Source organism: Methylobacterium sp. WL19 (assembly GCF_008040005.1).
Taxonomy (GTDB): domain Bacteria; phylum Pseudomonadota; class Alphaproteobacteria; order Rhizobiales; family Beijerinckiaceae; genus Methylobacterium; species Methylobacterium bullatum.
Map to the genome: position 1 here is coordinate 1 of NZ_VRVC01000074.1, position 25,834 is coordinate 25,834.

Sequence of the window (25,834 nt, forward strand, 5' to 3'; positions counted from 1 at the left end):
GCCCGCCCGTGCCAGGCCGCCAGCCCCGCGAGGGTGACGACGCCCCCTGCCCATGGGATTCCCGAGAGGTGGGTATGGGGCGTCCCCGGCTCACCGAGATCCGACACCGCCGAGAAAGCGCCTTCCAGGCTGTGTCCGCCGGTGTAACGGCTTCGCGTGGCCACCACGGGCAATCCCGCATCCAGCGCCGAGCGGATGCCCGCCACCGAATCCTCGAAGGCGATGGCTTCCCCCGGCGCCACGCCGAGGCGCGTCAGGGCCAGGACGAACACGTCCGGATGCGGTTTCTTGCGCTCAGCCTCGTCGCCGCAGGCCACCACGTCGAAGGGGCTGCCCTCGGGAAAGTTGACGGCGAGGAGCGCGTCCACGTTGGGGCGGCTCGTGGTGCTCGCCACCGCGAGGAGCAGGCCTGCGCGCTTGGCTTCCCCCACGAGCCGCGCGATGCCGGGGCGCAGTTCGAGGGCTCCTTTCGTGACGAGGTCGCCGTAGATCCCGGTCTTGCGGTCGTGGATCTCGCTCATCTGGGCGCGGCGTTCGGCATCCGGCTCGCCGTGCTCGGTGGCCACGTAATGGGCGAGCCGCTCCTTGCCGCCCATGACGGTGAGGAGGTCGGCATAGAGCTCCGGCGACCAGTGCCAGTCGAGCCCCAGTTCCGAGAAGGCGCGGTTGAAAGCCTGACGGTGCAGGTCCTCCGTCTCGGCCAGCGTCCCGTCGACGTCGAAGATCAGCGCCTTCAACATGCGACGGTGCCGCCGGCGCCCGCCCGGATCGCAGCGATGCGCGCAGCATATCCGGCCGGCCCACCCTTGAACACGGCGCTGCCAGCCACGAACGCGTTGGCTCCGGCGGCTGCGGCGAGGCCGACATTCTCCGCGGTGATGCCGCCATCCACCTCGATGTCGATGGCACGGCCGGCGGTCATGGCCTTGATCCGGGCGATGGTCTCCAGGGTCGAGGGGATGAAGCTCTGGCCGCCGAAGCCGGGATTCACCGTCATCACCAGGACGAGATCGACCATGTCGATCAGGGGCTCGATGGCGCTCGCAGGGGTGCCCGGATTCAGCGCGATGCCGACGCGCTTGCCGAGGGTTCGGATGGTCTGTAGCGAGCGGTGGATATGCGGTCCGGCCTCCACATGGACCGAGATCGCATCCGCGCCCGCCTCGGCGAAGGCCGCGAGATACGGGTCGGCGGGGGCGATCATCAGGTGGACGTCGAACAGCTTGGCGCTGTGCGGCCGGAGCGCCTTCACCACGTCGGGGCCGAACGTGATGTTGGGCACGAAATGCCCGTCCATCACGTCGAGATGGATCCAGTCCGCCCCGGCCTCGGAGACCGCACGGACCTCCTGGCCGAGAGCCGCGAAATCCGCCGCGAGGATGGAGGGAGAGATGATGGGGCCGGCCGTGCGGGTCGTCATACGGTCTATCTCGTTCACTCTGTCGGTCCGGCAAGTGCCGTCGCGCGGACGTCGGGTCGTCTCAGGCGAGCCGGCGCTTGCGCTCCACGAGCTGCATGATGATCGGGGTCAGGATGAGCTGCATCGCGATGTCGAGCTTGCCGCCCGGAATCACGATGGAATTGGCACGGCTCATGAAGGAGCCCTGGATCATCGAGATCAGGTAGGAAAAGTCGATGCCCTTCGGGTCCTTGAAGCGGATCACCACCATCGATTCGTCGGCGGTGGGAATCCAGCGGGCGATGAAGGGGTTGGAGGTGTCCACCGTGGGCACGCGCTGGAAGTTGATGTCCGTCCAGGTGAATTGCGGACAGATCGTCTGCACGTAATCCGGCATGCGCCGCAGGATCACGTCGGTGACGGCCTCGGTGGAATAGCCGCGGAACGAGCGGTCCCGGTGCAGCTTCTGGATCCATTCGAGGTTGATTACCGGCACGACGCCGATCTTGAGGTCGGCGTAGCGGGCCATGTCGACATTGTCGTCGACGACGCAGCCGTGAAGGCCTTCATAGAACAGCAGGTCGGAGCCCGGCGGAAAATCCTCCCAGGGCGTGAAGGTGCCCGGCTCGGCGCCGTAGGCCTGCGCATCGGCGACGTCGTGGACGTAGTGGCGCGTGCGCCCGCCGCCGGATTCGCCGTAGCTGCGAAACACCTCCTCCAACTCTAGGAGCAGGTTGGCGCGGGGCGCGAAGTGGCTGAGGGTCGGCTCCTCGGCCATGGCCTTGCGCATGGCGTTGCGATCGAGGGCGTGGAACGCGTCCCCCTCGATGTAGACCGCGCTCACGTCCTCGCGGCGAAAGATCTGCTCGAACGTGTTGCGCACGGAGGTCGTGCCGGCGCCCGACGATCCGGTGACCGAGATGATGGGATGACGCGCCGACATGAACGATACCCGACCGGTTCCAGCCTGTCCCCGGTCAGCTGCGCATCAGCCCGCGCTGGCCGAACAGGGGCGAGCGGCCGGCGGCGGCGTTGCGGCCACCGTAATACTTGGCGACGCAGGCCACGTCCTCGTTCGAACCGAACACCAGTGGCACGCGCTCGTGGATGCCGGTGGCGGAGATGTCGAGGATGCGGTTGGCACCGTCGGTGGCCGCGGCACCGGCCTGCTCCATCAGCATCGCGATGGGCGCGGCCTCGTAAAGGAGGCGCAGGCGGCCCTGCGCGTAGCCCTTCCGGTTGTCGCCGGGATAGAGGAATACGCCGCCACGGAGGAGGACCCGCTGCGCGTCGGCGACCAGGGAGCCGAGCCAGCGCATGTTGAAGTTCTTGTCCAGCGGTCCCTCGGAACCGGCCAGACAATCCTCGATATAGGCCTTCACCGGGGTGTCCCAATGCCGGGCGTTGGAGGCATTGATGGCGTATTCCTTGGCGGCGGCCACCACCTCGATCCGCGGGCTGGTGAGGCGGAACACGCGCTCTGCCCGGTCCAGGGTGAAGATCTGTGTGCCGAAGCCGAGCGTCAGCACCAGGGAGGTCGCCGGGCCGTAGGTGACGAAGCCGGCGGCGAGCTGGGCGGTGCCGGGGCTCGTGAACGAGCTGAGGGGGTTCTCCGCCGTCGCGCCCACGGGCCGGATGCCGAAGATCGATCCCACCGCCATGTTCACGCCGATATTGGACGAGCCGTCCAGAGGATCGATGGCGACGGCGAGGGGAGCGCCTGCGTTGAGGAGCATGATGCCCTCGGCTTCCTCGGAAGCGACCTCCGCCACCGGTGCGCCGCGCAGGGCCTCGGTGAAGCGCTGGTGCGCCAGAACGTCGAGGGCCTTCTGCACGTCGCCGTCGCTGTTCTGCTCACCCTGCGCGGCGAGATCGCCGCCGCCCAGAGCGCCGCGGCCGATCACCTCGCTCACATCGACAGCCGCCTCGGCACAGGCTGCGATGACCGCCGCAACGTCGGCGAGTCCCTGATCGGCGGCGACCGCCTGGGCGAGGTACGCGTCGAGCCGCGACCCAATTTCCAGAGACCCCAACGACATCGGCTCACGTCCTCTTCCACAGACCCGCCGGAGACCATCCGGCCGCTCATCTTCCGTCTCGGTTCCGGGCCGTCGAAAGGCCGGAGCACCGCCCTTTGCACGATAGCGCCGGGTTCAACCAGAGCGCCAGACGGGCATTCCCCGTGCAAAGAAGGAATTCTGAAAAAACTTGCGGGCGGTTCCAAAAAAACTAAAAACGCCGGATGCGCAACCTCTCGCTCAAGCAACTCCAGGCCGTCGCAGCGGTCGCCCGCCTCGGAACGATGACCCGTGCGGCCCAGGAACTCAATGTCACCTCGGCGGCGCTCTATGCGCGCATCCGCCAGTTGGAGGAAGAGGCGGGGCTGCTGCTGTTCGACCGGACACCCACGGGCCTGAAGCCGACCGATGCCGGGCGCGAGATGCTGTGGGCGATCGACAGCATCAACACGGTCCTGGAGACCTGCGCCGACCGGCTCCAGACCCTCAAGGGTGGCAGCGGCGGGCGGGTCGCCATGGGGGTGGTGTCCACCGCCAAGTATTTCACGCCCCAGATCATCGCCGGCTTCGTCGACCGTTACCCCGCGGTGGAGATCAACCTCGTCGTCGGCAATCGCGGCGCTATGGTCGAGGCCCTGCGCAACTACGAGATCGATTTCGCCATCATGGGCCGTCCGCCGCGCGACTTCGCCATCGAGGCCGAGATGTTCGGCGCGCACCCACTGGTGATCATCGCGGCGCCGAGTCATCGCCTCAGCACGCGGACCAACCTCACGCGGGCGGATCTGGCCGAGGAATCCTTCCTGGTGCGCGAGGAGGGGTCCGGCACCCGCACGGTGTTCGAAGAGTTCATGTCGGGCATCATGATCCAGCGCGCGAAACTCGGGATCGATTCGGGCTCGAACGAAACGATCAAACAGGCGGTGATGGCCGGGCTCGGCATCGCCCTCATCTCCGGCCATACGGTGGCGGCCGAGGTCGAGAGCGGGCGCATGATCCTGCTCGACGTGCAGGGATTGCCGATCCGTCGCGACTGGTACGTGGTCCGCCGCGCCGACAAGGTGCTCGGGCCGGCGGCGGCGGCGTTCTGGGATTACACGGTGAAGGAAGGCGGTCGGAAGCTGCCGCGCCTGGCCCTGACACCGGCCGTCAGTTCGGTCACCGCGGAGTTCGAGGCGTGAGCGAGACCGGGATCGTCGTCGTCGGTGCCGGTCAGGCCGGCTTGCAGGCTGCGGCCTCCCTGCGCGAGGCGGGCTACGGCGGACTCCTGACGATGATCGGCGACGAGCCGAGCCTTCCCTATCAGCGTCCGCCGCTCTCGAAAGCCTATCTCGCCGGCAAGGTGGATGCCACCGGCCTGTTCCTGCGTGCGCCGGGCTTCTACGCGGACCACGGCATCGCCTGCGAGACCTCGGTCGAGGCCGTTGCGATCGACCGGGCGGCCCGCCGAGTCCGCCTCAGCGACGGACGCGACCTCGGCTACGATCATCTCGTCCTCGCCACGGGATCGCGAAACCGGCCTCTGCCGGTGCCAGGGACGGAGCTCGCGGGCGTGTATCAGCTGCGCTCGATCGCGGATGCCGACCGGATCCAGGCGGCCATCGGCGAAGCGCGCAGCATCGCCATCGTGGGCGCTGGGTTCATCGGGCTCGAATTCGCCAGCATCTGCGCCGCGCGCGGTCTGTCCGTCACCGTCATCGAGGCCGCCGACCGCCCGATGGCGAGGGCGGTGTCCGAGCCGATCGCCACCTTCTTCCGAGAGGTCCACGAGAGCGCCGGCATCCGTTTCCTGTTCGGCGGCGGCGTGCAAGCCATAGAGGGCTGGGCCGGTCGGGCCGCGTCGATTGTCCTGTCGGACGGCGCCACCTGCCCGGCGGATCTGGTCCTGATCGGGATCGGTGTCCTACCGAACCAGGATCTCGCGGCCGAGGCCGGCCTTCACGTGGAGGACGGCATCGTCGTCGATTCCGTCCTTCTCACCGACGATCCGTCGATCTCGGCCATCGGCGATTGTGCCCGGTTTCCCACACGCTTCGCCGCCCATGGTACGGCGCGCGTCGAATCCGTCCAGAACGCTATCGACCACGGCCGCTGCCTCGCCGCCCGCATCACCGGGCGCCCCGCCCCCTACGATGCCGTCCCCTGGTTCTGGAGCGATCAAGGCGGCCACAAGCTGCAGATGGTGGGATTGCCGGGTCCGAGCGACGTCTCGGTGCGACGCGCCACCGCCGGGGGCTTTACGGTGTTCCGCTATCGCGGTCCGCACCTCACTGGCATCGAGACGGTGGATTCGGCGGCCGAGCATATGGCCGCTCGCCGGATCATTGCGCGCGGTCTATCGCCGACCCAAGACGAGGCCGCCGATCCGACCTTCGACCTGAAGGCCCTCGCGATGGGACGCGGCGGTGCCTGAAGAGGTTCAGAAACGGCCTCGTAACCTCAGTGATCGTTTTCCGTAGTCAGCGAGCCGAGGCGCGTACCCTCGTCTCCGCCCGTCGCGCGCAGGCCGACCCCGCTCTCGCTGCCTTCGTGAAAGACGATGCCGGCGGTCATGAGGACACTTCTCAAAGCCTCGATCCGGCCCGAGGCCGGATCGCCGGTGCCATTCTCGAAGGCCTTCACGTCCTGCTCGGCCAGACCGACCTTGGCGGCGAGATCCGCCTCCGACCAGCCCAGCATGCCGCGAGCGGCCCGCGATTGCGCCGGGCTCATCGTGTTCGGCCCTGCCCCGCCGCGTCCGTTCTCGTCCAATCCCGACACAGGAAGCTCTCCGTCATGCAATGGCGCTCAACGCACGCCCGCTTCTAAGCTGCTCTAACGAGGCTCGCAGGGGGATTGTTCACGTAGAGTAAGCGTGGAGCGACGTTTGGAAGGGGATGACAAGGAAAACCTGGGATAGACAGTCTTGACCATATTTGTGCTGGAATCTTATCCGAAGGGCGTCCGTACGCCGTCCGCGCGAGCTTCGTCCGACACGGAGCTTCGCATGGAACGCGCGGCCCGAACTCTTGCAACCGGGACGCGGTGCGCGACCATGCGAGTTCGAATGATGATGACGAAGGAGGGCCTGACGATGAGAGCGATGCTGTTCGCCGCGATGGCTTGTGCCGCGACGGCGGGGATGCTGGCGACGGGCGCAATGGCGCAGGGATCCAACGTCACCGGCTTCGGCAAGGACAACCGCGAGAAGCCCGAGAAGAAGCAGTACGTTCCGGCCGCCAAGCCTCAGGAGAAGATGTTTCCCCTCGATGCGACCTGGACCGCGGTGAGCCTGAACGGCAAGCCCTTCAACGGCACCGACCGTCCGAGCTTCATCATCGACAAGCAGTACCGCGCCCGCGGCTACGGCGGTTGCAACACCTTCGCCGCCACGGCCTTCCCCCTGCGCGAGCAGCACCTCGCCGTCGGCCCCCTCGCTCTCACGAAGAAGCCCTGCGACAAGGGTACCGGTGCCAGTGAGCAGGACTTCTTCATCGCCCTGCGCACCGCTGCCCAGTGGGACCTCGTCGGGTCGCAGCTGGTGATCAAGAGCCAGAAGGGCGAGCTGAAGTTCGATCGCGCGCTCTAGATTTCGCTGCAACGCGGCCGGTTACCGGACGCATTCCCTCGGGCGAAGACGCGCTACGATGACCGTTCGCGTTAGACGGACGACTCGACCGGTCGCAAGGAAACCGAGGTCGGAAGGACAGCGATGACGGCGCAGGCGGGGCGGCCCGACGCCCTGCCCACCCCCTCGGTGCAGATTCGTCGGGCGCACTGACGCCGACTCCTTCGCGAAGATCGACCTCGCTTTAAGACCGCGTTGACGACGATCCGAGGTCTCCGGCCCGGCTTTACCCCTCGTTCAATGCCCCCGTCGCCTTCTGCCAATCGCGGTTGAGGCGAGGGGAAGCGAAATGGTGAAGCGACTGGAATGGGCGACGGGGAGCGTCGTCCGCAGCGGCGTCCGCGAACAGGCCGTCTATACCTGCCCGCCGAGCCTGCATCCGGGAGCCTTCCGGATCGCGCTGTCGACGCCGCTTTGCGCGACTCTGCTCGTGCTGTCCGCGATGGTCCTGTTCTCGTGAACGCCGCCCGATCCCGGCATTGATCGGCACTCGACTGCGCGGAAGATCTGGGATGACAGGCCGCTCGCGGCATCGCGAGAACTAAATTCTCCCGATGCCGCACCAAACAAATCAATATTTCTACTGATGATTCAGACTGTTGAAGACAGAGAAGATTTGTCTTTGACCTGCGGCCATTGCCGATTGCCTCGCCTAGAGCGACGCGATATCCCGGCGCACACCGAGCGCAGGGCCTGTCGAGGCCTTCGCAATGCGTAAGAGCCGATCAGGAGATCTCGTCATGGCCGACACCAGCCCCTCGCAGTCCCGCAAACCCGGCCACGGCCACATCTACGGCTCGATCACCGAGACGATCGGCAACACGCCCCTGGTCCGGCTCAACCGGATCACCAAGGAGCGCGGCGTCGATGCCGAGATCCTGCTGAAGCTCGAGTTCTTCAACCCGATCGCCAGTGTGAAGGACCGGATCGGCGTCAACATGATCGACGCCCTCGAAGCCTCCGGCCAGTTGAAGCCGGGCGGCACGCTGGTGGAGCCCACCTCCGGCAATACCGGCATCGCCCTGGCCTTCGTGGCGGCGGCGCGCGGCTACCGCCTGATCCTCGTCATGCCCGAGACCATGTCGCTGGAGCGCCGCAAGATGCTGGCCTTCCTCGGCGCGGAACTCGCCCTCACCCCTGGCCCGCAGGGCATGAAGGGCGCGATCAGCAAGGCCGAAGAGCTTCTCAACGAGATTCCCGGCGCGATCATGCCGCAGCAATTCTCGAACCCGGCCAACCCCGAGATCCACCGCAAGACCACGGCCGAAGAGATCTGGAACGACACCCAGGGCCAGCTCGACGCGTTCGTGGCCGGCGTCGGCACCGGCGGCACCATCACGGGCGTCGGCAGCGTGCTGAAGCCGCGCCTGCCCAACCTCAAGGTCGTCGCCGTGGAGCCAACCGATTCGCCCGTCATCTCCGGCGGCCAGCCCGGCCCGCACAAGATCCAGGGCATCGGCGCCGGGTTCATCCCCGGCAACCTCGACCGCGAGGTCATCGACGAGGTGATCACGGTCTCGAACCAGGAAGCCTTCGACACCGCCCGGCTTCTCGCCAAACTCGAAGGCATCCCCGGCGGCATCTCCACCGGCGGCAACGTCGCCGCAGCTCTGAAACTGGCGGCGCGGCCGGAGTTCCAGGGCAAGCGCATCGTCACGGTGGCCTGCTCGTTTGCCGAGCGCTACATTTCCTCGACGCTCTTCGAGGGGATCTGACCTCCGACGGCCGGCCCTGCCACGGGGCCGACTTTTCCAAGACGACGGCGCTTTCTCCCTGTGGCTTTCGAGCCCCTTTCTGAAGGCCGCCCTTGTCCTCAACTGCCCTGTATCGGATCCGCCGCGCCACCCGCCGCCCCTGGCTGCGGGTGGCTGCATTCTGCGGAGCCGGTGTCGCGGCCGCGCTCGCCTCGGCCTTCGGCGCGCCGCTGATCCCCATCGAGATAGCCCGATCGATCGGCGCCGACGCCGTCGACCAGATCCTGTCCGTGCTCGCGACGAGCATGTTGCCGGTGGCGACATTCTCGCTCTCGATCATGGTGCAGGCCTATGGCGGCGCCACCAGCAACGTGACGCCCCGTGCCGTGACCCTGCTGATGGAGGATACCCGCGCGCAGAATGCGGTGGCGAGCTTCATCGGCGCCTTCGTCTACAGCGTGGTCGGACTGATCGCGCTCAAGACCCATTTCTACGGCGATCAGGGCCGGGTCATCCTGTTCGGCCTCACCCTCGTCGTCCTCGCCTCGGTGGTCGTCACCCTGGTACGCTGGATCGACACCCTGGCCCATCTCGGCCGGGTCGGCGAGACCGTCGACGCCATCGAAGAGGCGGCCTGTGCCGCGATCAGGCGGCGGGCCGAGGCACCCTATCTCGGTGGGCTGCCCTGGTGCCCCGCGCCGGAGGGCGCGATCGCCGTGCAAGCGCAGAGCACGGGATACATCCAGCATGTGGATTCCGGGGCGCTGGAGGCGCTCGGCGAGGCGTCGGACCTCGTCCTGCACCTTGCGGTCCTACCAGGCAGCTTCGTCCATCGGGGCCGACTCCTGGTAGAGATCGACGGCAATCCCGACGCCGCGACCCTGGCCGGCATCACCAAGCCCTTCGTCATCGGCGACAGGCGCAGCTTCGACGATGATCCGCGCTTCGGTATCATCGTCCTTACTGAAGTCGCCTCGCGCGGGCTGTCTGCGGCTATCAACGATCCCGGCACGCCGATCGACGTCATCGGGACGCAAGTAAGGGTTCTGACGCTCTGGGCCGAATGCCGGGCCGCCCCGACACGGGGCGAGATCTACCCACGCCTGCGGGTACCGGGCATCGAGGTGGCGGACCTGTTCGCCGACGCGTTCCGTCCCATCGGCCGCGACGGTGCCGCTTGCGCCGAGGTTGGGGTGCGCCTGCAAAAGGCGCTCGCCGCCCTTCACGCCATTGGCGGCCCCGACTTTCAGGCGGCCGCACGCCGGGAGGCGGACAATGCACTCGCGCGGGCGGAGAAACTCCTCGACTTGCCCGATGATCTCGAAGTCCTGCGAGCCGCTCATGCCCTCGTCGGCCATCGAGGCTGACGCAACCTCGCGGCCCATGGAGTGGTTGAACCTCCAACATTGGAGGACACCATGACGGTTGAGCCGCGCCAGCGCCCTTCGCTGAAGAATTTCGACACCTATACCGATCGAAACGGCCAAAATCCCGGCCAGGACAATGCCCGTGATGTCGGCATCCCGTCGCGCACACAAGCCGATCTCAAAGGCGATCCCTCGGGAGAGGCGGAGACTGCCCGTATCGCGTCCGGGACGCCGAGTGAGGACGCCACCGACCAGACTGAGATGGAAGTTCCGGCCGAGAACATCCGGGCCATCGGTGATGCTTCGCAGAAAGCCGAGTCTCAGAGCGCGGCGGCGAAGGATTCCATCGATCGCGCCACCGCGAGCGTCGGCAAGGACGAGGAGAGCTAGATGTCGGATTTTGACAAGCAGCCCACCGATGCCGCGACGCGCAAGCCCAACAATGTCGGATCCCGGGGCGAGCCTGCGTTCGAGGGTGGACACCAGACCGCGCAACAGGCGGCCATCACCGGCATCGATCCGGGCGGCCTCAGCGATACCGACCGGAAGGCGAACTGGAACAAGGACGCCGACAAGGCCGGGCGCAACCCGACTCCCGTGGGCGGTTCGTCGAATGGCCAATCGGACCGCAAGCGGTGAGACGCATCGTCAGGGGACGACGTGACGCTTCGAATGAGGAGAGCAACACCCATGCTGGACGATGTGGACAAGAACGATAAGCCACCGCAGGGAAAGCCGGCCAACTCGGCACCCGATGCCGTGATGGATCCCAATGAGAAGACCGAAGGCAAACCGGGACAAGGGCCGCAGGGCGACAAGTCGCCTGATGACGAGACCGATCCCGGCGGCGGCTGAAGCGTCATGACGATGAAGGGCGTGGTCTTCGATCGAAACATGCCCTTCGTCCACAAGTCGCGAAGACCATTGAGCGCACCGGTGAGGCGGGTACTGTGTTCCAAAGGGAGACAGACGCCATGAATGCCCCCGATTCGGTCGTAGGAGACGCGACGTCGATCTACGATCGGGACCTCGACCGAAACCCGGCCAATCAACAGCCGCTGACACCGCTGAGTTACCTCGACCGGGCGGCGCGGGTGTTTCCCGACCATGTGGCGGTGATCCACGGTGACTTGCGCCGAACCTATGCCGAGCTCTACGAGCGCAGCCGACGTCTCGCGGCGGCGCTCAAAGCGCGCGGCATCGGCCGGGGCGACACGGTGGCTGTCATGCTCGCCAACACCCCCGAAATGATCGAGTGCCATTACGGGGTGCCGATGTCCGGCGCGGTGCTCAACACCTTGAACACCCGTCTCGACGCGGCCGGCTTGGCCTTCTGCCTCGACCACGGTGAGGCCAAGGTGCTGATCACCGATCGGGAGTTCAGCCGGGTCGTCGGCCCCGCACTGGAGCAGGTCGAAGCAAAGCCCCTCGTCATCGATGTGGACGATCCGGTGTTCACCGGCGAAGGCACCGCCATCGGCACCGTTGACTACGAGGCCCTGCTGGCCGGGGGCGACCCGACGTCCGACTGGGCGATGCCGGCGGACGAATGGGACGCGATCTCGCTGAACTACACCTCGGGCACGACCGGCGACCCGAAGGGAGTGGTCTATCATCACCGCGGCGCGGCGCTCCTGTCTCTCGGCAACGTCATCACCGGCAATCTTGGGCAGCACCCGGTTTATCTCTGGACCCTGCCGATGTTCCACTGCAACGGCTGGTGCTTCCCCTGGACCCTGTCGGTGGTGGCCGGCACCCATGTCTGCCTGCGCCAAGTCCGGGCCGGCGCACTCTACCAAGCACTTGCCGAGCACAGCGTCACCCATCTGTGCGGCGCGCCGATCGTGATGCAGTTGCTGCTCAACGCCACCGATTCCGAGCGCCGCCCCCTGCCCCGGCGCGTCGCCTTCCTGACGGCGGCCGCGCCCCCGCCCCAGGCGGTGCTCGGCGCCATGGGGGCAGCCGGCTTCGACGTCACCCATCTCTACGGCCTCACCGAGACCTACGGCCCGGCCGTCGTGAATGCCTGGCACCGGGACTGGGACGCCCTGGATGCGGACGCGCGTGCGGAGAAAATGGCGCGCCAGGGCGTGCGCTACCCCGTTCTCGAAGGCTTCGACATCCGCGACCCCGAGACCTGCGAATCGGTGCCCGCCGATGGGCAGACCATGGGCGAGGCGATGTTCCGCGGCAACGTGGTGATGCGTGGCTACCTGAAGAACCCCACCGCCACGCAGGCCGCCTTCAAAGGCGGCTGGTTCCGCTCCGGCGACCTCGGGGTCAAGCACCCGGACGGCTACGTCCAGTTAAAGGACCGCTCGAAGGACATCATCATCTCGGGTGGCGAGAATATTTCGTCCATCGAGGTGGAGGACGCCCTGTTCCGCCACCCCGCCGTCTCGGCCGCCGCCGTGGTGGCCAAGCCCGACGCGAAATGGGGTGAAACTCCCGTCGCCTTCGTAGAGCTGAAGCCCGATGCGAGCGTGGAGGCCGACGCCCTCATCGCCTGGTGCCGCGAGCGGCTGGCTGGCTACAAGCTGCCCCGCCACATCGTGTTCGGAGAGTTGCCCAAGACTTCGACGGGCAAGGTGCAGAAGTACCTGCTGCGGGAGCGGGCGAAGACCGAGTGAGGGCGCCGGCTCCGCTCAAAAAAGAAAAGGCCGGGCGATGAGCCCGGCCTTCGTATGGTTCAAATCGTGGGCGCCCCTCAGGCGACGCCGCCCGAGCGCTCGAAGCGCTTGCGCTCGTTCGGGTCGAGGTAGGTCTTGCGCAGGCGGATCGACTTGGGCGTGACTTCCATCAACTCGTCGTCCTGGATCCAGGCCAGCGAGCGCTCCAGGGTCATGCGGATCGGAGGGGTGAGGCGCACGGCCTCGTCCTTCGAGGTGGTGCGGATGTTGGTGAGCTTCTTGCCCTTGAGCACGTTCACCTCGAGGTCGTTCTCGCGGTTGTGCTCGCCGATGATCATGCCCTGATAGACCTTGGCGCCGGGCTCGATCATCATCGGGCCGCGATCCTCCAGGTTCCACATGGCGTAGGCCACGGCCTCGCCCTTGTCGTTCGAGATCAGCACGCCGTTGCGGCGGCCGGGCATCTCGCCCTTGTAGGGCTCGTAGGCCTTGAACAGGCGGTTCATGATCGCGGTGCCGCGCGTGTCGGTCATGAGCTCGCCCTGGTAGCCGATGAGGCCACGGGTCGGCGCATGGAAAACGAGGCGCAGGCGGCTACCGCCCGAGGGCCGCATCTCGATCATCTCGGCCTTGCGCTCGGACATCTTCTGCACGACGACGCCCGAGTATTCCTCGTCCACGTCGACCACGACCTCCTCGACCGGCTCGAGGACGTTGTCGTTCTCGTCCTTGGAGAGCACCACGCGAGGACGCGACACGGCGATCTCGAAGCCTTCACGGCGCATGGTCTCGATCAGGATGGCCAGCTGCAACTCGCCGCGACCGGAGACGAAGAACGAATCCTTGTCGGCGGCCTCCTCGATCTTGAGCGTCACGTTGCCCTCGGCCTCCTTGAACAGGCGGTCACGGATCATGCGGCTCGTCACCTTGTCGCCCTCGGTGCCGGCCAGGGGCGAATCGTTGACGATGAAGGACATGGTGACGGTGGGCGGATCGATCGGCTGGGCCTGGATCGGGGTCTCGACCTGCGGGTCGCAGAAGGTGTCGGCCACGGTGCCCTTCACGAGGCCGGCGATGGAGACGATGTCGCCCGCCTCGCCGATGTCGATGGGCGCGCGCTCCAGGCCGCGGAAAGCCAGGATCTTCGAGACGCGGCCGGTCTCCACGAGCTTGCCCGTGCGATCCATGACCTTGATGGCCTGGTTCGGCTTCACGGTGCCGGACGCGATCCGGCCGGTGATGATGCGGCCAAGGAAGGGGTTGGCTTCGAGCAGGGTGCCGAGCATCCGGAACGGACCCTCTTCGACCTTGGCCTGGGGCACGTGGGAGAGCACGAGGTCGAAGAGCGGCGCGAGGCCGTCTTCCTGGGAACCGTCGGGCGACGTCGCCATCCAGCCGGCACGGCCCGAACCATAGAGGATCGGGAAATCGAGCTGGTCGTCGGTGGCGTCGAGGGCCGCGAAGAGGTCGAACACCTCGTTCACCACCTCGGTGATGCGGGCGTCCGGACGGTCGACCTTGTTGATCGCCACGATCGGCTTCAGACCGATCTTGAGGGCCTTGCCGACCACGAACTTGGTCTGGGGCATCGGGCCCTCGGCGGCATCGACGAGGACGATCACGCCGTCCACCATCGAGAGGATACGCTCCACCTCGCCGCCGAAATCGGCGTGGCCGGGGGTGTCGACGACGTTGACGCGGGTATCCTTCCAGACGACCGAGGTCGCCTTGGCCAGGATGGTGATGCCGCGCTCCTTCTCGAGGTCGTTCGAATCCATCGCGCGCTCTTCGACGCGCTGGTTGTCTCGGAACGACCCCGACTGGGACAGGAGCTTGTCGACGAGCGTCGTCTTGCCGTGGTCGACGTGGGCGATGATGGCGATGTTGCGAAGCTTCATAAGGTATCCGGCAGCGAGAAGAGCCCGTCACGCGACGGGCCGCAGGGATGCGGCCGGCAGCGCCGGGTCACGGGATCGAGCTATCGCGTCGCAATATAAGGTGTCGGGCGTTCCGGCAAGGGGCATGGACCGCGTGTCTGCCACTCATCTCACGCGGACCCGCGTGCCGCAGCAGCGGGTCCGCCGCTTTGATGCGCGGAAACGGTGAGGGCCGGTGACACTGTCCTACGGTCCGCAGCAGTCTGCCGCGCAAGAGCAGGACAACCTAAGGCAACCGTTCGCCTCCGGCTCGGCATGAGCGAAGGCGTCGACGACACGAGGAACGCCGGTAGGCCGAAGGACGACGTCCTGCGTCCCTCAGAGCAAATCGGCATTCGCGAGGCGAGGCGAGGCGAGGCCCTGGCGGTTACTCGCCTGTCCCGCACGCGCTCGCGTCGATGCTCGATGCGTAGGCGGCCATGATCGCTGCCAGTAGACCCGGAAAGCGAGACTCCACCTCGGCGCAACGCGAGCGGTTCCGCATCTCCACGCCGTGACGTTCGCAGTGGATCAATCCGGCCTCGCGCAGCACCTTGAAATGGCTCGAGAGCGAGGATTTCGGGATGATCTGGTCTCCCATTGCGGACAAGGCCGAGCAGGCCTCGACGCAGCCCGCGCTCCTGATCCGCGCGAAGATCACCGCGCGGCGAGGATCGGACAGGGCGTGGAGGATCGCTTGCGGCTGGACGTCCTCGATCGCGGGGTGAAACAGGGGCCTCATAATTTGTCCATATGGGGACTTGATCTTCGTTCGTTTAGTTCCGAAGTTCCGAACTATGGGACCAAGACAGCCAGTCGGCAGCCGGTTCCCGACGAAGGATAGCACACATGTCGAAGCTTGACGGAAAGGTCGCTGTCGTGACCGGCGGATCGAAGGGCATCGGTGCGGCGATCGCCAAAGCCCTGGCGAAGGAGGGTGCGGCCGTCGTGGTCAATTACGCATCGAGCAAGGCCGGAGCCGAAACCGTGGTCGCGGACATTACCGCGGCCGGGGGCAAGGCCATCGCAGTCCAGGCGGACGTCTCCAAGGCTGCTCAGGCACAGGAATTGGTCGAGGCAGCAGTGAAGCGGTTCGGCCGGCTCGACGTGCTGGTCAACAATTCCGGCGTCTATGAATTCGCGTCGATCGAGGAAATCACCGAAGAGCATTATCGCCGTCTCTTCGACGTCAACGTGCTCGGCGTCCTGCTGGCGACTCAGGCGGCGGCCAAGCATCTTGGGGAAGGCGGCAGCGTCGTCAATATCTCCTCGGCTATCACCCATGTGCATACGCCGAGCGCGGCGGTCTATGCCGGCACCAAGGGCGCCTTGAACGCGATCTCGGACGTCCTCGCCAACGAGCTTGCCCCACGCAAGATCCGTGTGAACGTGGTCAGCCCCGGCTTCGTGGTGACCGAGGGCACCCACACAGCCGGCATCGTCGGCTCCGATATGGAAGCGGGGTTCATCGCGCAGACACCGCTCGGCCGGGCCGGCCAGCCGGACGATATCGCCGAGGTCGTCGCCTTCCTCGCGTCAGACGATGCCCGTTGGTTGACCGGCGAGAACATCACCGCCAGCGGCGGCATTCGCTGACGCGAGGCAACACGGCCCGCGCGTGCCCCCTCGCCAGGAGCACGCCCGGGAACACGGGCCGCGACGCCCGGCGCCTATCGCCCGAGCGCCTCGGTCCCGCACCATTCGGCCACGAACAGCGCCATCGCGGTGGTGATCCGCTTGACCGAAGCGAGGCTGACGCGCTCGTCGAAACCGTGGATGTTCTCGCTGATCGGCCCGTAGCAGAGGGCCGGAACCCGGTCGTAGAGGGCATGGACGCGGGTATCGAGATAGCTCGGCGACATGAAGCTCCGAAGGTCGGTCCCCGTGGCCCGCTTGTGCGCGGTGGCGAGCACGGCCTCCGCCTCCGAGCCTTCGTCCAGCTCGTAGCCTTCCGAGAAGAAGCCGTTGAATGCCACCACCGGCGGCGTCTTCGCCAGGAACGCGTCGGTCCGGGCGAAGTCCGCCACCGCCGCCTCGATCTCGCGTGCCGCATCCGCAGCGCCGACGCCCGGATAGATCGCGATCCGGCACGCGATCCGACACCAGGCGGGCACCGACGAGGCCCAATCGCCCCCCTCGATCCGGCCGACATTGAGGTTGATCGGATGCGCTTCACCCTCGAAATGGCGGCGTCCCGTCTTGCGGGCGTTCCACGATTCCTCGAGTTCGCGCAGGGCCCCGATCACCCGGTAGGCCGCGTCGATGGCGTTGGCTCCCGCCCCCATCTCGCGGACATGGACAGGCGTGCCCCGCACCTCGACCGTGAACCACAGCACGCCGGTATTGGCGCGCACGAGCTTCTCGTCCTCGGGCTCGGGGATCAGCACGGCATCGGCCCGGTAGCCATGCAGATGGGCCATCAGAGCACCGTTGCCGGTGGATTCCTCCTCGACCACGGACTGGACCGTCACGGTGGCAGCCGGCTGAAGCCCGATCCGGGCCAGCGCATCGAGAGCGAAAAGGTTGGCGGCGTGGCCGGCCTTCATGTCGGCCGCACCCCTTCCGTACATCCAGTCGCCCCGTATCACCGGATCGAAGGGTGGGTGGCTCCACAGGTCGAAGGGACCGGGGGGTACGACGTCCACATGCGCTTGGAGGATCAATGAGCGACCGGTCTCATGCCGGGGCCGGTGGATGCCGACGACGAGGGGCGCATCGGAATGCTCCGGCGTGATCCGCCCCCCGCCGGGATGCGCGCTGATGGCCGCATGGTCCATACGGACCTGCTCCATGGCGTAGCCGCGCTCCCTCAGGCAGCGGAACACGTGGTCCTGAATCGCGTGCTCGGCGCCCCGGACCGAGCCGAACCGGACGAGGGCCTGGATATGGGCCACCTGCTCGGCGAAGCCCAACTCCACCGAGGTGGCAATACGGTCCGCGAGAGCAGGGTCGAGCGCCATCGATCGTCCTCGTGAAAGCCTGTCGAATAGCCCTTCACATAGGCCCATCCGATCGGGCTGGAACCCGCCGCCAGCTCAGACGAAGAAGGCGGTGGCCATGGCGAGGGGAAGTGCGGCGATGGCCGCCGGGCGGATCCAGGCCGGACGATAGGACATCAGCGCCACGACGATGAGCGCGGCCCCGGTGAGCGAGCCGAGCCATTGCACCGGACCGAAATTCCAGTCCGCCGTGATGACGGCCGCGGCGAAGGCCAGGGCGATGAAAAGCCAGCCCGCCACGCGGAACGCTCTGTCCCGCCGCCGGGAAGGGCGCCCGTGGAACAGGGTCCGGCCATGCCGGTCCATGCTCAGGCAGAGGCAGGCGAGACCGGAGAAGCTCAGGAGTGAGGTGAGGGATACGGCAACGGGCGTCATGCTCGGACGAAATCTCCGGTGGTACGGGCGGACTCTCTCCGCGCCCCCTCGTGGCGCCCGAGCTTGCGCGCGCCGAAGAGGAAAACCAGCGCGAGCGCCACCATGGCGGCGTCGAAGCCCAGGAAGTCGGCACGCCATCCCATCTGCACCCAATCGACCAAGGGAACGGCGAGGAACAGGAGCGCGGCGGCATAGCTCATTTCGCCCCATGCCCGGCGATGCGGGCGAGCGAGAGGCATCAGTGCGGCGAGGAGCCAGATCCCGAAGAACACACCGCCTTCCCAGGATTCCCTCGCGGCCCATTCCACTGGAACGAGGCGGTTGGCGAGAAAGAGCGCCGCCATGCCGATGGGTAGGCCGAGGATGGTGCCGATGTTGAGCGCATGAACGAGGCGCCAGCCGGCGGCGGGACGGACGACGCCTTTCGGCGCCCGCGCCACGGTCCACAGGACGAGTCCGGTGGCGATGGCGGCACAGCCCATCAGGCCGGACAGGAAGAACAGGATGCGCAGGGCCGGCCCGGCGAAATGCGCCTCGTGCAGGCCGACGAAGCTCGTATAGGCATGCGCCGCCGGTTTCAGCGGCCCGGTCCGTTCGACCACCTCCCCGGTCACCGCGTGGAAGGCGATCTGCGGATGGCGATGGGCGAGCCCATGGGGCTCCTCGAACACCGCCACCACGGTGGCATTGGCGTCGCCGGGATTGTTGATGGAGACCATCTCGAGCGGTTCGCTCACCTCGGCCTGGGCGCGGCGGATCAGAGGACCGAGCGGCGCCGGCTCGGCCAGCTTGCCCTCGGCGGCGCGCCAGGCCGGCATCTGGCCGGACTCGACGTAGAAGCGCAGCTCGTCGCCCTTGTAGGCGCTCACCATTCCCCACGGCATGTACATGAGCGCGAGCGAGACGATGCCCGTATAGGTGATCATCAGGTGGAACGGCAGCGCCAGAACGCCGGTGACGTTGTGCGCGTCGAGCCAGCCGCGCTGGGCGGATTTCGAACGCCGGAAGGTGAAGAAATCGGCGAAGATCCGGCGATGGGTGACGATGCCGCTGATGAGGGCGACGAGCAGGACCATCGCGCAGATGCCGACGATCCAGCGGCCGAGGGCCGGGAGCATCTGCAATTCGAAATGGAAGCGGTAGAAGAAGTCACCGCCCTGTGTCGCCCGGGCCTCTGTCGGCGCACCGGTATCCGGATCGAGGAGCGCCTTGCCGAACTCGCCGTCCGGCGTGACCATCCAATAGGCGCCGATATACGGCTTGTCGGTCTGCGGCACGCCCACATACCAAGCCATCGCCTTTGGGGCATGGACCTTGAGATACGCGACCCCGAGTTCGGTCGCCCGGACCACGTCGTATTCCGCCTGCGCGCGTAATTCGGGCCGCATCCAGAGGGAAATGTCGGACTTGTAGTAGGTGGCGGTGCCGGTGACGAAGACGGCGAACATCACCCAGCCGGTGACGAGCCCCGCCCAGGTGTGCAGCCACGCCATCGATTGGCGAAACCCCTGCTTCATGCGGGCTGCACCGCGCTGCCGAGGGCGAGCCAGAGACCGGCCCCCAGGCACAAAGCCGGAAGCGCCAGCCCTATCGCCGCGCGGGCGAGAGTACGGGCGGAGAAGACCCAGATCACCGCACCAGCCATGATCGCGAAGCTCGCCAGGGTGGCGGCGGCGACGGCTTCCGACCGGTCGAGGGGCAAGGTCAAAGACAGGAAGGCCGTGGCAATGGCCGCAAGGGCATAGCCTCCGAAGATCGCCAGGAGGGTCCGGCCCGCCACCATCAGACGGTAGCGGCCCTGCGATGGCCGTGCATTCGGCTTGGTCGTATCCGTCATCGGCAGGCAGCACCGGTTTGCGAGGAACGAACGGCAGGCGGGCTCGGCAAGGCAACGCCAGCGAAACGGATGGCCTCGACGCCGCGACGACCAGTATCTTGGCCGAGTTGCCGATCACACAACGCTATACAAAGCCTCGTCTTGTCCGGGCAATCACTATGTTGTGGAACGATTCCAAGTACGCCGAACCACGGGAGTTCAGGCAAACCGTGAGCCCGACGAGCTTCGGTGCGGTCGCCGGGCGAGTCTTGCGGGTGCGAACGCCACGCCTGTAGAACCCTTGCCGAATGGCGGGGAACCGGGCGCGATGGACGATACGCTCGAAGCGTCGGAGGGGGCTCGCACGCGTTGCGGTCTCGCCTGCACGATCGCCGATCATGCCAGCGTCGCATCCTGGCAGAACGGGATTCCCCTCATCCGGGACATTACCGTGACCCATGGCGGCGAGGCCGACCTGTCCGATGTGACGCTCCACATCTCAGCGATTCCGCCGCTGTTCCGCCCCCTTACCCTGCCGATCCAGCAAATCGGGGCTGGGGGCCTCCAACGTATCGATGCGCCGGATCTGCGGATCGACGGAGCGGTCCTCGCCGGATTACGGGAGAGCCGGCTCTGTACCCTCACGCTGACGTTGACGGCTCCAGCCGAGGGGAGCGATCGGGCGGGCGAGCTCGCCCGGGAGGAGTTCGACCTGCGGCTCCTGCCGCCCTCCCATTGGGGAGGCGCGGATGCGGCGCCCGAACTGCTCGCGGCCTTCGTCAGGCCCAACGACCCGGCCGTGGACGGCATCCTGCGCTCCGCCGCCGCGATTCTGGAACGGGCAAGGCGGAGCACCGCCTTCGACGGCTATCGCAGCGGAAGGAGGGCCAGGGCCTGGGAGATGGCGGAAGCGATCCACGCGGCGATGGCGGCCCTGCGGATCACCTACATCCTGCCGCCCGCGAGTTTCGAACGGTCGGGACAGAAGGTCCGCGAGCCCGCCGCGATCGTGGAGCGGCGGCTCGCCACCTGCCTCGACCTCACCCTGCTCTGGGCCGCCTGCTGTGAACAGGCCGGGCTCAATCCGCTCCTGATCCTCACCCGCGATCACGCGCTCCTCGGGCTGTGGCTCGTGGACGAGACCCTGCCGGAAAGGGTCGGTGACGACGCCCAGGCCCTGCGGAAGCGCCGCGACCTGCAGGAACTGATACTGATCGAGACCACAATTCTCACCGCCGATCCGCCGGGGAGTTTCGCGGATGCGGTGGCGGCCGGCGCGCGCCTGATCGATGCGGATGCCGAATCCTCCCTGGAGATGGTCCTCGATCTGCGGCGCGCCCGGCTATCCGGCATCTCCCCCCTCGATACGGGCGAGCCCGGCGCACAGGCGCCGGCTCCGGAGATCGCGGTGGCGCTCGTCCAGGCGCTCGGCGCGCCGCCGTCCTTCGTCGAGGATCTCCCTGCTCCCCGCCTCGATCTACCCCGTCGCGAGCCCCGCGACCGGCTGGAAGCCTGGAAGCTGCGGCTCCTCGATCTGACGCTGCGGAACAAGCTTCTCAACTTCAAACCGGGCAAGGGATCGCTCACCCTCGATTGCCCTGAGCCGGGTGCGTTCGAAGACGCCCTCGCGGCGGGCCGCGCCTTCCGGCTCGTCGCCCGTCCGCCTTCCGAGGCACCGCTCGGCGCGTTGGACGACGAACGCGGCGAGATCGCCGCCGATGTCGGGACGGAGGAACTGGAGGCTCGCCTCACCGACCTGTTCCGGCTCGCCCGCGGGAGCTTCGAGGAGGGCGGTGCCAACGTCCTGTTCCTTGCCTTCGGCTTCCTCACCTGGACACGGGGCAACGGCATGCCGCCCGCCCGCGCACCGCTGCTGCTGGTGCCGGCGGCCCTGACCCGCGCCAGCGTCCGCGCCGGCTTCCGCCTGGTGCGCCACGACGAGGAGGCGCGCCTCAACCCGACGCTGCTGGAGATGCTGCGTCAGGATTTCGACCTCGACATGCCGGATTTCGCCGAGGGCTTGCCGGGCGACGAATCCGGCATCGACGTCGAGGCCGTCTGGCGGATCGTGCGCACCCATATCCGCGACCTGAAAGGGTTCGAGGTCACGACCGAGGTGGTGCTCTCGGCTTTCTCCTTCACCAAGTTCCTGATGTGGAAGGATCTGAGCGAGCGCACGGACCTCCTGAAGCGAAGCCCGGTGGTGCGCCACCTCCTCGACACGCCGAAACAGGCCTACGGCGACGGCACTGGCTTTCCCGTGCCGGAGCGCCTCGACGCGGAGCATCCACCCTCCGGCATATTCACGCCGCTCCTCGCCGATTCCTCCCAGGTCTCGGCGATCCTCGCGGCGGCCTCGGGCAAGGATTTCGTCCTGTTCGGCCCACCCGGCACCGGCAAGAGCCAGACCATCGCCAACATGATCGCGCAGTGCCTGGCGCTCGGGCGCACGATGCTGTTCGTGTCGCAGAAGAGCGCCGCCCTGGAGGTGGTGCGCCGGCGCCTCGACGCGGTGGGGCTGGGCGCCTGCTGCCTCGAGGTCCATGCGGCCAAGGCCCAGAAGACGCACGTCATCGCGCAACTCCGCGAGGCCTGGGCCGCGAGGAGCGGCGAGCCCGTCCCCTGGGACGAGGCGGCCACCGATCTCCAGCGCCGCCGGGAGGGCCTGAACGGTGTGGTGGAGAGCCTGCACGCCACACGGGCGAACGGCCTCAGCGCCCATTCGGCCATGGCGCGGGTCATCGCCGACAGGCAAGCCGGCCGGGACGGGCTCAGCCTCCTCTGGCCGAAGGACGCGACCTCCGCGCCCGGCCACCGGGATGGCCTGCGGGCCCAGTGCGGTGAGCTTGCCGCCCTTCGCCCCATCGTCGGGGACATCGCGAACCATCCCCTCCGGGGCATCGGTGCCATCGCATGGTCGCCCCTGTGGCGGGCCGAGATGGAGCAGGCTGTTCCCGAACTCGCCCGCACCCTGCCGGACTTCGCGACATCCGGCCAGCGTCTCGCCGAGGCGATGGGCCTGACGCCCCTCGGCCGGACCTATGACGGCCTGCGCGCGCTCTCCTCCCTCGCCGCCGCCCTGTTCCGGCTGGAGGCGCGGATGGGCCTGCGCTTCCTCGGCCCCGGAGGCGCGGCCTTGCGCCAGGCCGTCGAGGCCCGCCGCACCCGACAGGACGCGCTCGCCCGGCTGACCACCCGGCTCTTCGTCCCCTACGCCCCCTCGGTGTTCGGCAGCGACCTCGACCGCCTGCTGGCCGAGTGGCGCGAGGCGAAAGCCTCGAACTTCTTCCTGCGGGGGCGGCGTCTGAGCCGAGTTCGCGACCTCCTCGCCCCCTTCGCGCAAGGGCGCGTACCGGAGGATATCGGGCCGGACCTCGTCACCCTCGCCGAGATCAAGTCCCTGCAGGCGACAAGACCCGCTCTGGCGGAGGTTCTGGAGAGCGCCACCGCGGAACTCGGACATCCGTGGTCGGATCCGGCGGCCCCCGCCGACCTGTTCACCGCTCCGATGGCCTGGGCGACGCGGCTCGCACCGGTCATCACCACCATTGCGCCGCTCGTCGGAGGCCCGGACATCGTCCGCGCGAGGCTCGCCGAGTTCCTCGACACCGAGGATGGCAGGCTCGAACCTGGCGACAGCCTGGCCTTGGCAAAGGAGGATTTCACGACGCGGAGAAGCGCGGCCGTGAAGGCGATCGAGACGCTCGGGCGTCTGGCCGGCAGGGCCAAGCCCGACCGCCCGGTGGAGACGGAGGGCGATTGGGTGGCCGGCACCCTCGCGGTGGCGGAACGCTGGCGCAGGGCGCTGCCCAAGGCGCAGGCCTGGGCCAGCTGGCAGAGGGCGGTGAGCGAGGCGACGAAGGCGGGCCTCGGTCCTCTGGTCGCCGAGATCGAGGCGGGAACGCTGCAGGACGACGCCATCCTCCCGGCCTTCGAGGGCGCCTATGCGCGCTGGTGGATCGACCATGCCGTCACCGACGACGTCCGCCTGCGCGATTTCATGGGCCAGCGCCACGAAGAGGCGATCCGGGGCTTCGGCGAAGCCGATTCCCGGCTCTCCGGCCTCGCCGGGGCGGCGGTGCGTGCCCGCATCGGCGGCGACGTGCCGCTCGCCGGCGCCTTCGGCACCGATCCCGAATGGGGTACCCTGGCGCGCGAAATCACCAAGCGCGCCAGGCACATGCCCCTGCGCCAGCTCTTCGCGCGGATGCCGAACGCGCTGACCCGCCTGACCCCCTGCCTGATGATGAGCCCGCTCTCCATCGCCCAATACTGGCCGGCCGAGGCGAAGCCCTTCGACATCGTCATCTTCGACGAGGCCTCGCAGATCGCCCCCTGGGACGCCATCGGCGCCATCGCGCGGGGCCGGCAGGTGGTCATCGTCGGCGATCCCGAACAATTGCCGCCCACCAATGTGGGCGATCGCGGCGTCGACGAGATTTCGGACGGTCTCGACATCGCCGATCAGGAGAGCATCCTCGACGAGTGCCTGGCGGCGAACCTGCCGCAGAGGCGCCTCGCCTGGCACTACAGAAGCCGGCACGAGAGCCTCATCGCCTTCTCCAACCGTCACTATTATCGCGGCGGGCTCGTCACCTTCCCCTCCCCCGTCACCGAGGACCGGGCGGTGCGGCTCCAGCACGTGGCCGATGGGGTCTACGAGCGCGGCGGGGCGCGCGTGAACCGGCCCGAAGCGCGCGCCCTGGTGGCGGAGGTGGTCGCCCGTCTCTCGGACCCCGCCTTCGCGGCGGAGGAGCGCTCGCTGGGCATCGTCACCTTCAACGGCGAGCAGCAGCGCCTGATCGAGAATCTGCTCGATGCCGAGCGGCGGGGAAGGCCGGAGCTGGAGCGGTTCTTCGACGGGCGGGCCTGGAAAGAGCCGGTCTTCGTGAAGAATCTCGAGACCGTGCAGGGCGACGAGCGCGATGCGATCCTGTTCTCGGTGGCGGCGGGTCCCGACGCGACGGGCCGAATCACCGGTCAGATCAGCTCGCTCAATCGCGAGGGCGGCCACCGGCGCCTCAACGTGGCGATCACCCGCGCCCGGCGGGAGCTCGTGGTCTTCGCGTCGATGCGGGCCGATCAGGTGGATCTCGGCCGTGGCAGCGCCCGCGGCGTGCGCGATTTCAAGCACTTCCTCGCCTTTGCCGAACACGGCGCCCGCGCCCTCGAAACGGCGGCCGCGCCGACGGGGGGAGACGTCGAATCGCCGTTCGAGGGCGCGGTGATGGCGGCCTTGGCCGCGCGGGGGTGGAGAATCGTGCCGCAAGTGGGCGTTTCCGCCTTTCGGATCGACCTCGGCATCGTCCATCCCGACGCTCCGGGGCGCTACCTCGCGGGCGTCGAATGCGACGGGGCGACCTATCACCGGGCGGCGACGGCGCGGGACAGGGACCGTCTGCGCGAATGGGTGCTCACCGACCTCGGATGGCGCATCCACCGGGTCTGGAGCACCGATTGGTGGAACGATCCGCAAGGCGCCCTCGACCGGCTCGACACGGCGTTGCGGGCCGATCTCGACGCCGACAGGGCGAAGCCGGAGCCGGTCGTGATCGCGCCGGCCGCCCCCGAAATCCCGCAGGTGGAGCCCCCCGGCCTCTATGAACCCGCCGACCTGTCGGGCTTCTCTCCCGATGCCGCGCGGTTCCACGAGGTGGGTTACGAGGCCACGCTGGCGGCGATGGCGAGCGAGGTGGTCGCGCGCGAAGGTCCTGTTTTCGCTGACGTTCTCGCCGAGCGCCTCCTGCGCGCCCATGGGTTCTCGCGGATCACGGCCCGCCTGCGCCAGCGCGCCCTGGGGGCCGTCGATCCCCGCTGCCCCCATACCGGCGAGGGCGACCGCATCGTGCTCTGGCCGGAGGCCTCCCCTGCCGGGCCGGTGAGGTTCCGGCCGGCTAAAGGAGAGGGGCGAGCCCCCGCCGACATCCCGCTCCAGGAGCTCGCAGGCCTCGCCCGCGACCTCGATCCGGCACCCGGCGTCGAGGGGCGGATGGCCGCGCAGCTGGGCCTCGGC

23 protein-coding genes are annotated in these 25,834 nt (G+C 67.8%); 12 read left to right on the forward strand and 11 right to left on the reverse strand.

Annotation, left to right across the window (positions count from 1 at the left end):
* The 4 genes from FV220_RS15250 to FV220_RS15265 form a co-directional block, all read right to left on the reverse strand.
* Positions 1-740 (reverse strand): HAD-IA family hydrolase (locus tag FV220_RS15250; RefSeq protein ID WP_147832482.1); only part of this gene is annotated, 740 nt, incomplete at its 3' end.
* Positions 734-1,420 (reverse strand): ribulose-phosphate 3-epimerase, encoded by a 687-nt coding sequence (gene rpe / locus FV220_RS15255; protein ID WP_147832483.1) that lies wholly within the window; start codon positions 1,418-1,420, stop codon positions 734-736. The genes rpe and FV220_RS15250, both read right to left, overlap by 7 nt.
* Positions 1,421-1,481: 61 nt before the next feature.
* Positions 1,482-2,342 (reverse strand): phosphoribulokinase, encoded by an 861-nt coding sequence (locus tag FV220_RS15260; protein WP_018041968.1) that lies wholly within the window; start codon positions 2,340-2,342, stop codon positions 1,482-1,484.
* A gap of 34 nt (positions 2,343-2,376) precedes the next feature.
* Positions 2,377-3,438 (reverse strand): class 1 fructose-bisphosphatase, encoded by a 1,062-nt coding sequence (locus FV220_RS15265; RefSeq protein WP_147832484.1) that lies wholly within the window; start codon positions 3,436-3,438, stop codon positions 2,377-2,379.
* 203 nt (positions 3,439-3,641) lie between these two features.
* On the opposite strand from FV220_RS15265, the gene FV220_RS15270 reads away from it, so the two are divergent.
* Positions 3,642-4,598: a LysR family transcriptional regulator gene (locus FV220_RS15270; protein WP_018041966.1), complete on the forward strand. Its 957-nt coding sequence runs from the start codon at positions 3,642-3,644 to the stop codon at positions 4,596-4,598.
* Complete coding sequence (locus FV220_RS15275; RefSeq protein ID WP_147832485.1) at positions 4,595-5,830, forward strand: FAD-dependent oxidoreductase; 1,236 nt, start codon at positions 4,595-4,597, stop codon at positions 5,828-5,830. Before FV220_RS15270 ends, FV220_RS15275 begins: the two co-directional genes overlap by 4 nt.
* A gap of 26 nt (positions 5,831-5,856) precedes the next feature.
* On the opposite strand, the gene FV220_RS15280 is transcribed toward FV220_RS15275, so the two are convergent.
* Entirely contained in the window at positions 5,857-6,177 is a 321-nt protein-coding gene (locus tag FV220_RS15280; protein WP_238253774.1) for an XRE family transcriptional regulator, read from the reverse strand.
* A gap of 313 nt (positions 6,178-6,490) precedes the next feature.
* On the opposite strand from FV220_RS15280, the gene FV220_RS15285 reads away from it, so the two are divergent.
* The 8 genes from FV220_RS15285 to FV220_RS15310 all read left to right on the forward strand — a co-directional run bounded on the left by FV220_RS15285 (position 6,491) and on the right by FV220_RS15310 (position 12,715).
* Complete coding sequence (locus FV220_RS15285; protein ID WP_026175611.1) at positions 6,491-6,985, forward strand: META domain-containing protein; 495 nt, start codon at positions 6,491-6,493, stop codon at positions 6,983-6,985.
* Between the two features lie 328 nt (positions 6,986-7,313).
* A complete protein-coding gene (locus FV220_RS25545; RefSeq protein WP_018041962.1) occupies positions 7,314-7,484 on the forward strand; it encodes a hypothetical protein in 171 nt (56 codons plus the stop codon).
* A 280-nt stretch (positions 7,485-7,764) separates the two neighbouring features.
* Positions 7,765-8,739: a cysteine synthase A gene (gene cysK, locus FV220_RS15290; protein ID WP_147832486.1), complete on the forward strand. Its 975-nt coding sequence runs from the start codon at positions 7,765-7,767 to the stop codon at positions 8,737-8,739.
* Positions 8,740-8,831: 92 nt separating this feature from the next.
* On the forward strand, positions 8,832-10,085 hold the full coding sequence (locus tag FV220_RS15295) for a DUF2254 domain-containing protein (protein WP_147832487.1): 1,254 nt from the start codon (positions 8,832-8,834) through the stop codon (positions 10,083-10,085).
* A gap of 51 nt (positions 10,086-10,136) precedes the next feature.
* The gene (locus tag FV220_RS15300) at positions 10,137-10,475 is read left to right on the forward strand and encodes a hypothetical protein (protein WP_147832488.1); all 339 of its coding nucleotides are present in this window, start codon (positions 10,137-10,139) and stop codon (positions 10,473-10,475) included.
* Positions 10,476-10,724: a hypothetical protein gene (locus tag FV220_RS15305; RefSeq protein ID WP_147832489.1), complete on the forward strand. Its 249-nt coding sequence runs from the start codon at positions 10,476-10,478 to the stop codon at positions 10,722-10,724.
* Positions 10,725-10,775: 51 nt separating this feature from the next.
* The gene (locus tag FV220_RS25550) at positions 10,776-10,940 is read left to right on the forward strand and encodes a hypothetical protein (protein ID WP_187273429.1); all 165 of its coding nucleotides are present in this window, start codon (positions 10,776-10,778) and stop codon (positions 10,938-10,940) included.
* Positions 10,941-11,059: 119 nt separating this feature from the next.
* A complete protein-coding gene (locus tag FV220_RS15310) occupies positions 11,060-12,715 on the forward strand; it encodes an acyl-CoA synthetase (RefSeq protein WP_147832490.1) in 1,656 nt (551 codons plus the stop codon).
* Between the two features lie 77 nt (positions 12,716-12,792).
* Here the strand turns inward: FV220_RS15310 and typA are convergent, their stop codons facing one another.
* Complete coding sequence (gene typA, locus FV220_RS15315; RefSeq protein ID WP_018041955.1) at positions 12,793-14,613, reverse strand: translational GTPase TypA; 1,821 nt, start codon at positions 14,611-14,613, stop codon at positions 12,793-12,795.
* A gap of 406 nt (positions 14,614-15,019) precedes the next feature.
* Complete coding sequence (locus FV220_RS15320; RefSeq protein WP_018041954.1) at positions 15,020-15,373, reverse strand: helix-turn-helix domain-containing protein; 354 nt, start codon at positions 15,371-15,373, stop codon at positions 15,020-15,022.
* Positions 15,374-15,480: 107 nt separating this feature from the next.
* Between FV220_RS15320 and FV220_RS15325 the strand changes: the two genes are divergently transcribed.
* Entirely contained in the window at positions 15,481-16,227 is a 747-nt protein-coding gene (locus tag FV220_RS15325) for a glucose 1-dehydrogenase (RefSeq protein ID WP_056147438.1), read from the forward strand.
* Between the two features lie 74 nt (positions 16,228-16,301).
* Here FV220_RS15325 and FV220_RS15330 read toward each other — a convergent pair whose 3' ends face one another.
* The 4 genes from FV220_RS15330 to FV220_RS15345 all read right to left on the reverse strand — a co-directional run bounded on the left by FV220_RS15330 (position 16,302) and on the right by FV220_RS15345 (position 19,842).
* Complete coding sequence (locus FV220_RS15330; RefSeq protein WP_147832491.1) at positions 16,302-17,591, reverse strand: ArgE/DapE family deacylase; 1,290 nt, start codon at positions 17,589-17,591, stop codon at positions 16,302-16,304.
* Between the two features lie 75 nt (positions 17,592-17,666).
* Positions 17,667-18,005 (reverse strand): DUF3325 domain-containing protein, encoded by a 339-nt coding sequence (locus FV220_RS15335; protein ID WP_056161012.1) that lies wholly within the window; start codon positions 18,003-18,005, stop codon positions 17,667-17,669.
* Positions 18,002-19,522, reverse strand: a complete 1,521-nt coding sequence (locus FV220_RS15340) for a PepSY-associated TM helix domain-containing protein (RefSeq protein ID WP_210245950.1) — start codon at positions 19,520-19,522, stop codon at positions 18,002-18,004. Before FV220_RS15340 ends, FV220_RS15335 begins: the two co-directional genes overlap by 4 nt.
* Positions 19,519-19,842 carry a hypothetical protein gene (locus FV220_RS15345; RefSeq protein WP_018041949.1) on the reverse strand — a complete coding sequence of 108 codons (324 nt, stop codon included), beginning with the start codon at positions 19,840-19,842 and terminating at the stop codon, positions 19,519-19,521. Before FV220_RS15345 ends, FV220_RS15340 begins: the two co-directional genes overlap by 4 nt.
* A gap of 307 nt (positions 19,843-20,149) precedes the next feature.
* On the opposite strand from FV220_RS15345, the gene FV220_RS15350 reads away from it, so the two are divergent.
* Positions 20,150-25,834: DUF3320 domain-containing protein (locus FV220_RS15350; RefSeq protein WP_147832492.1), on the forward strand; the 5,685-nt coding region annotated here is incomplete at its 3' end.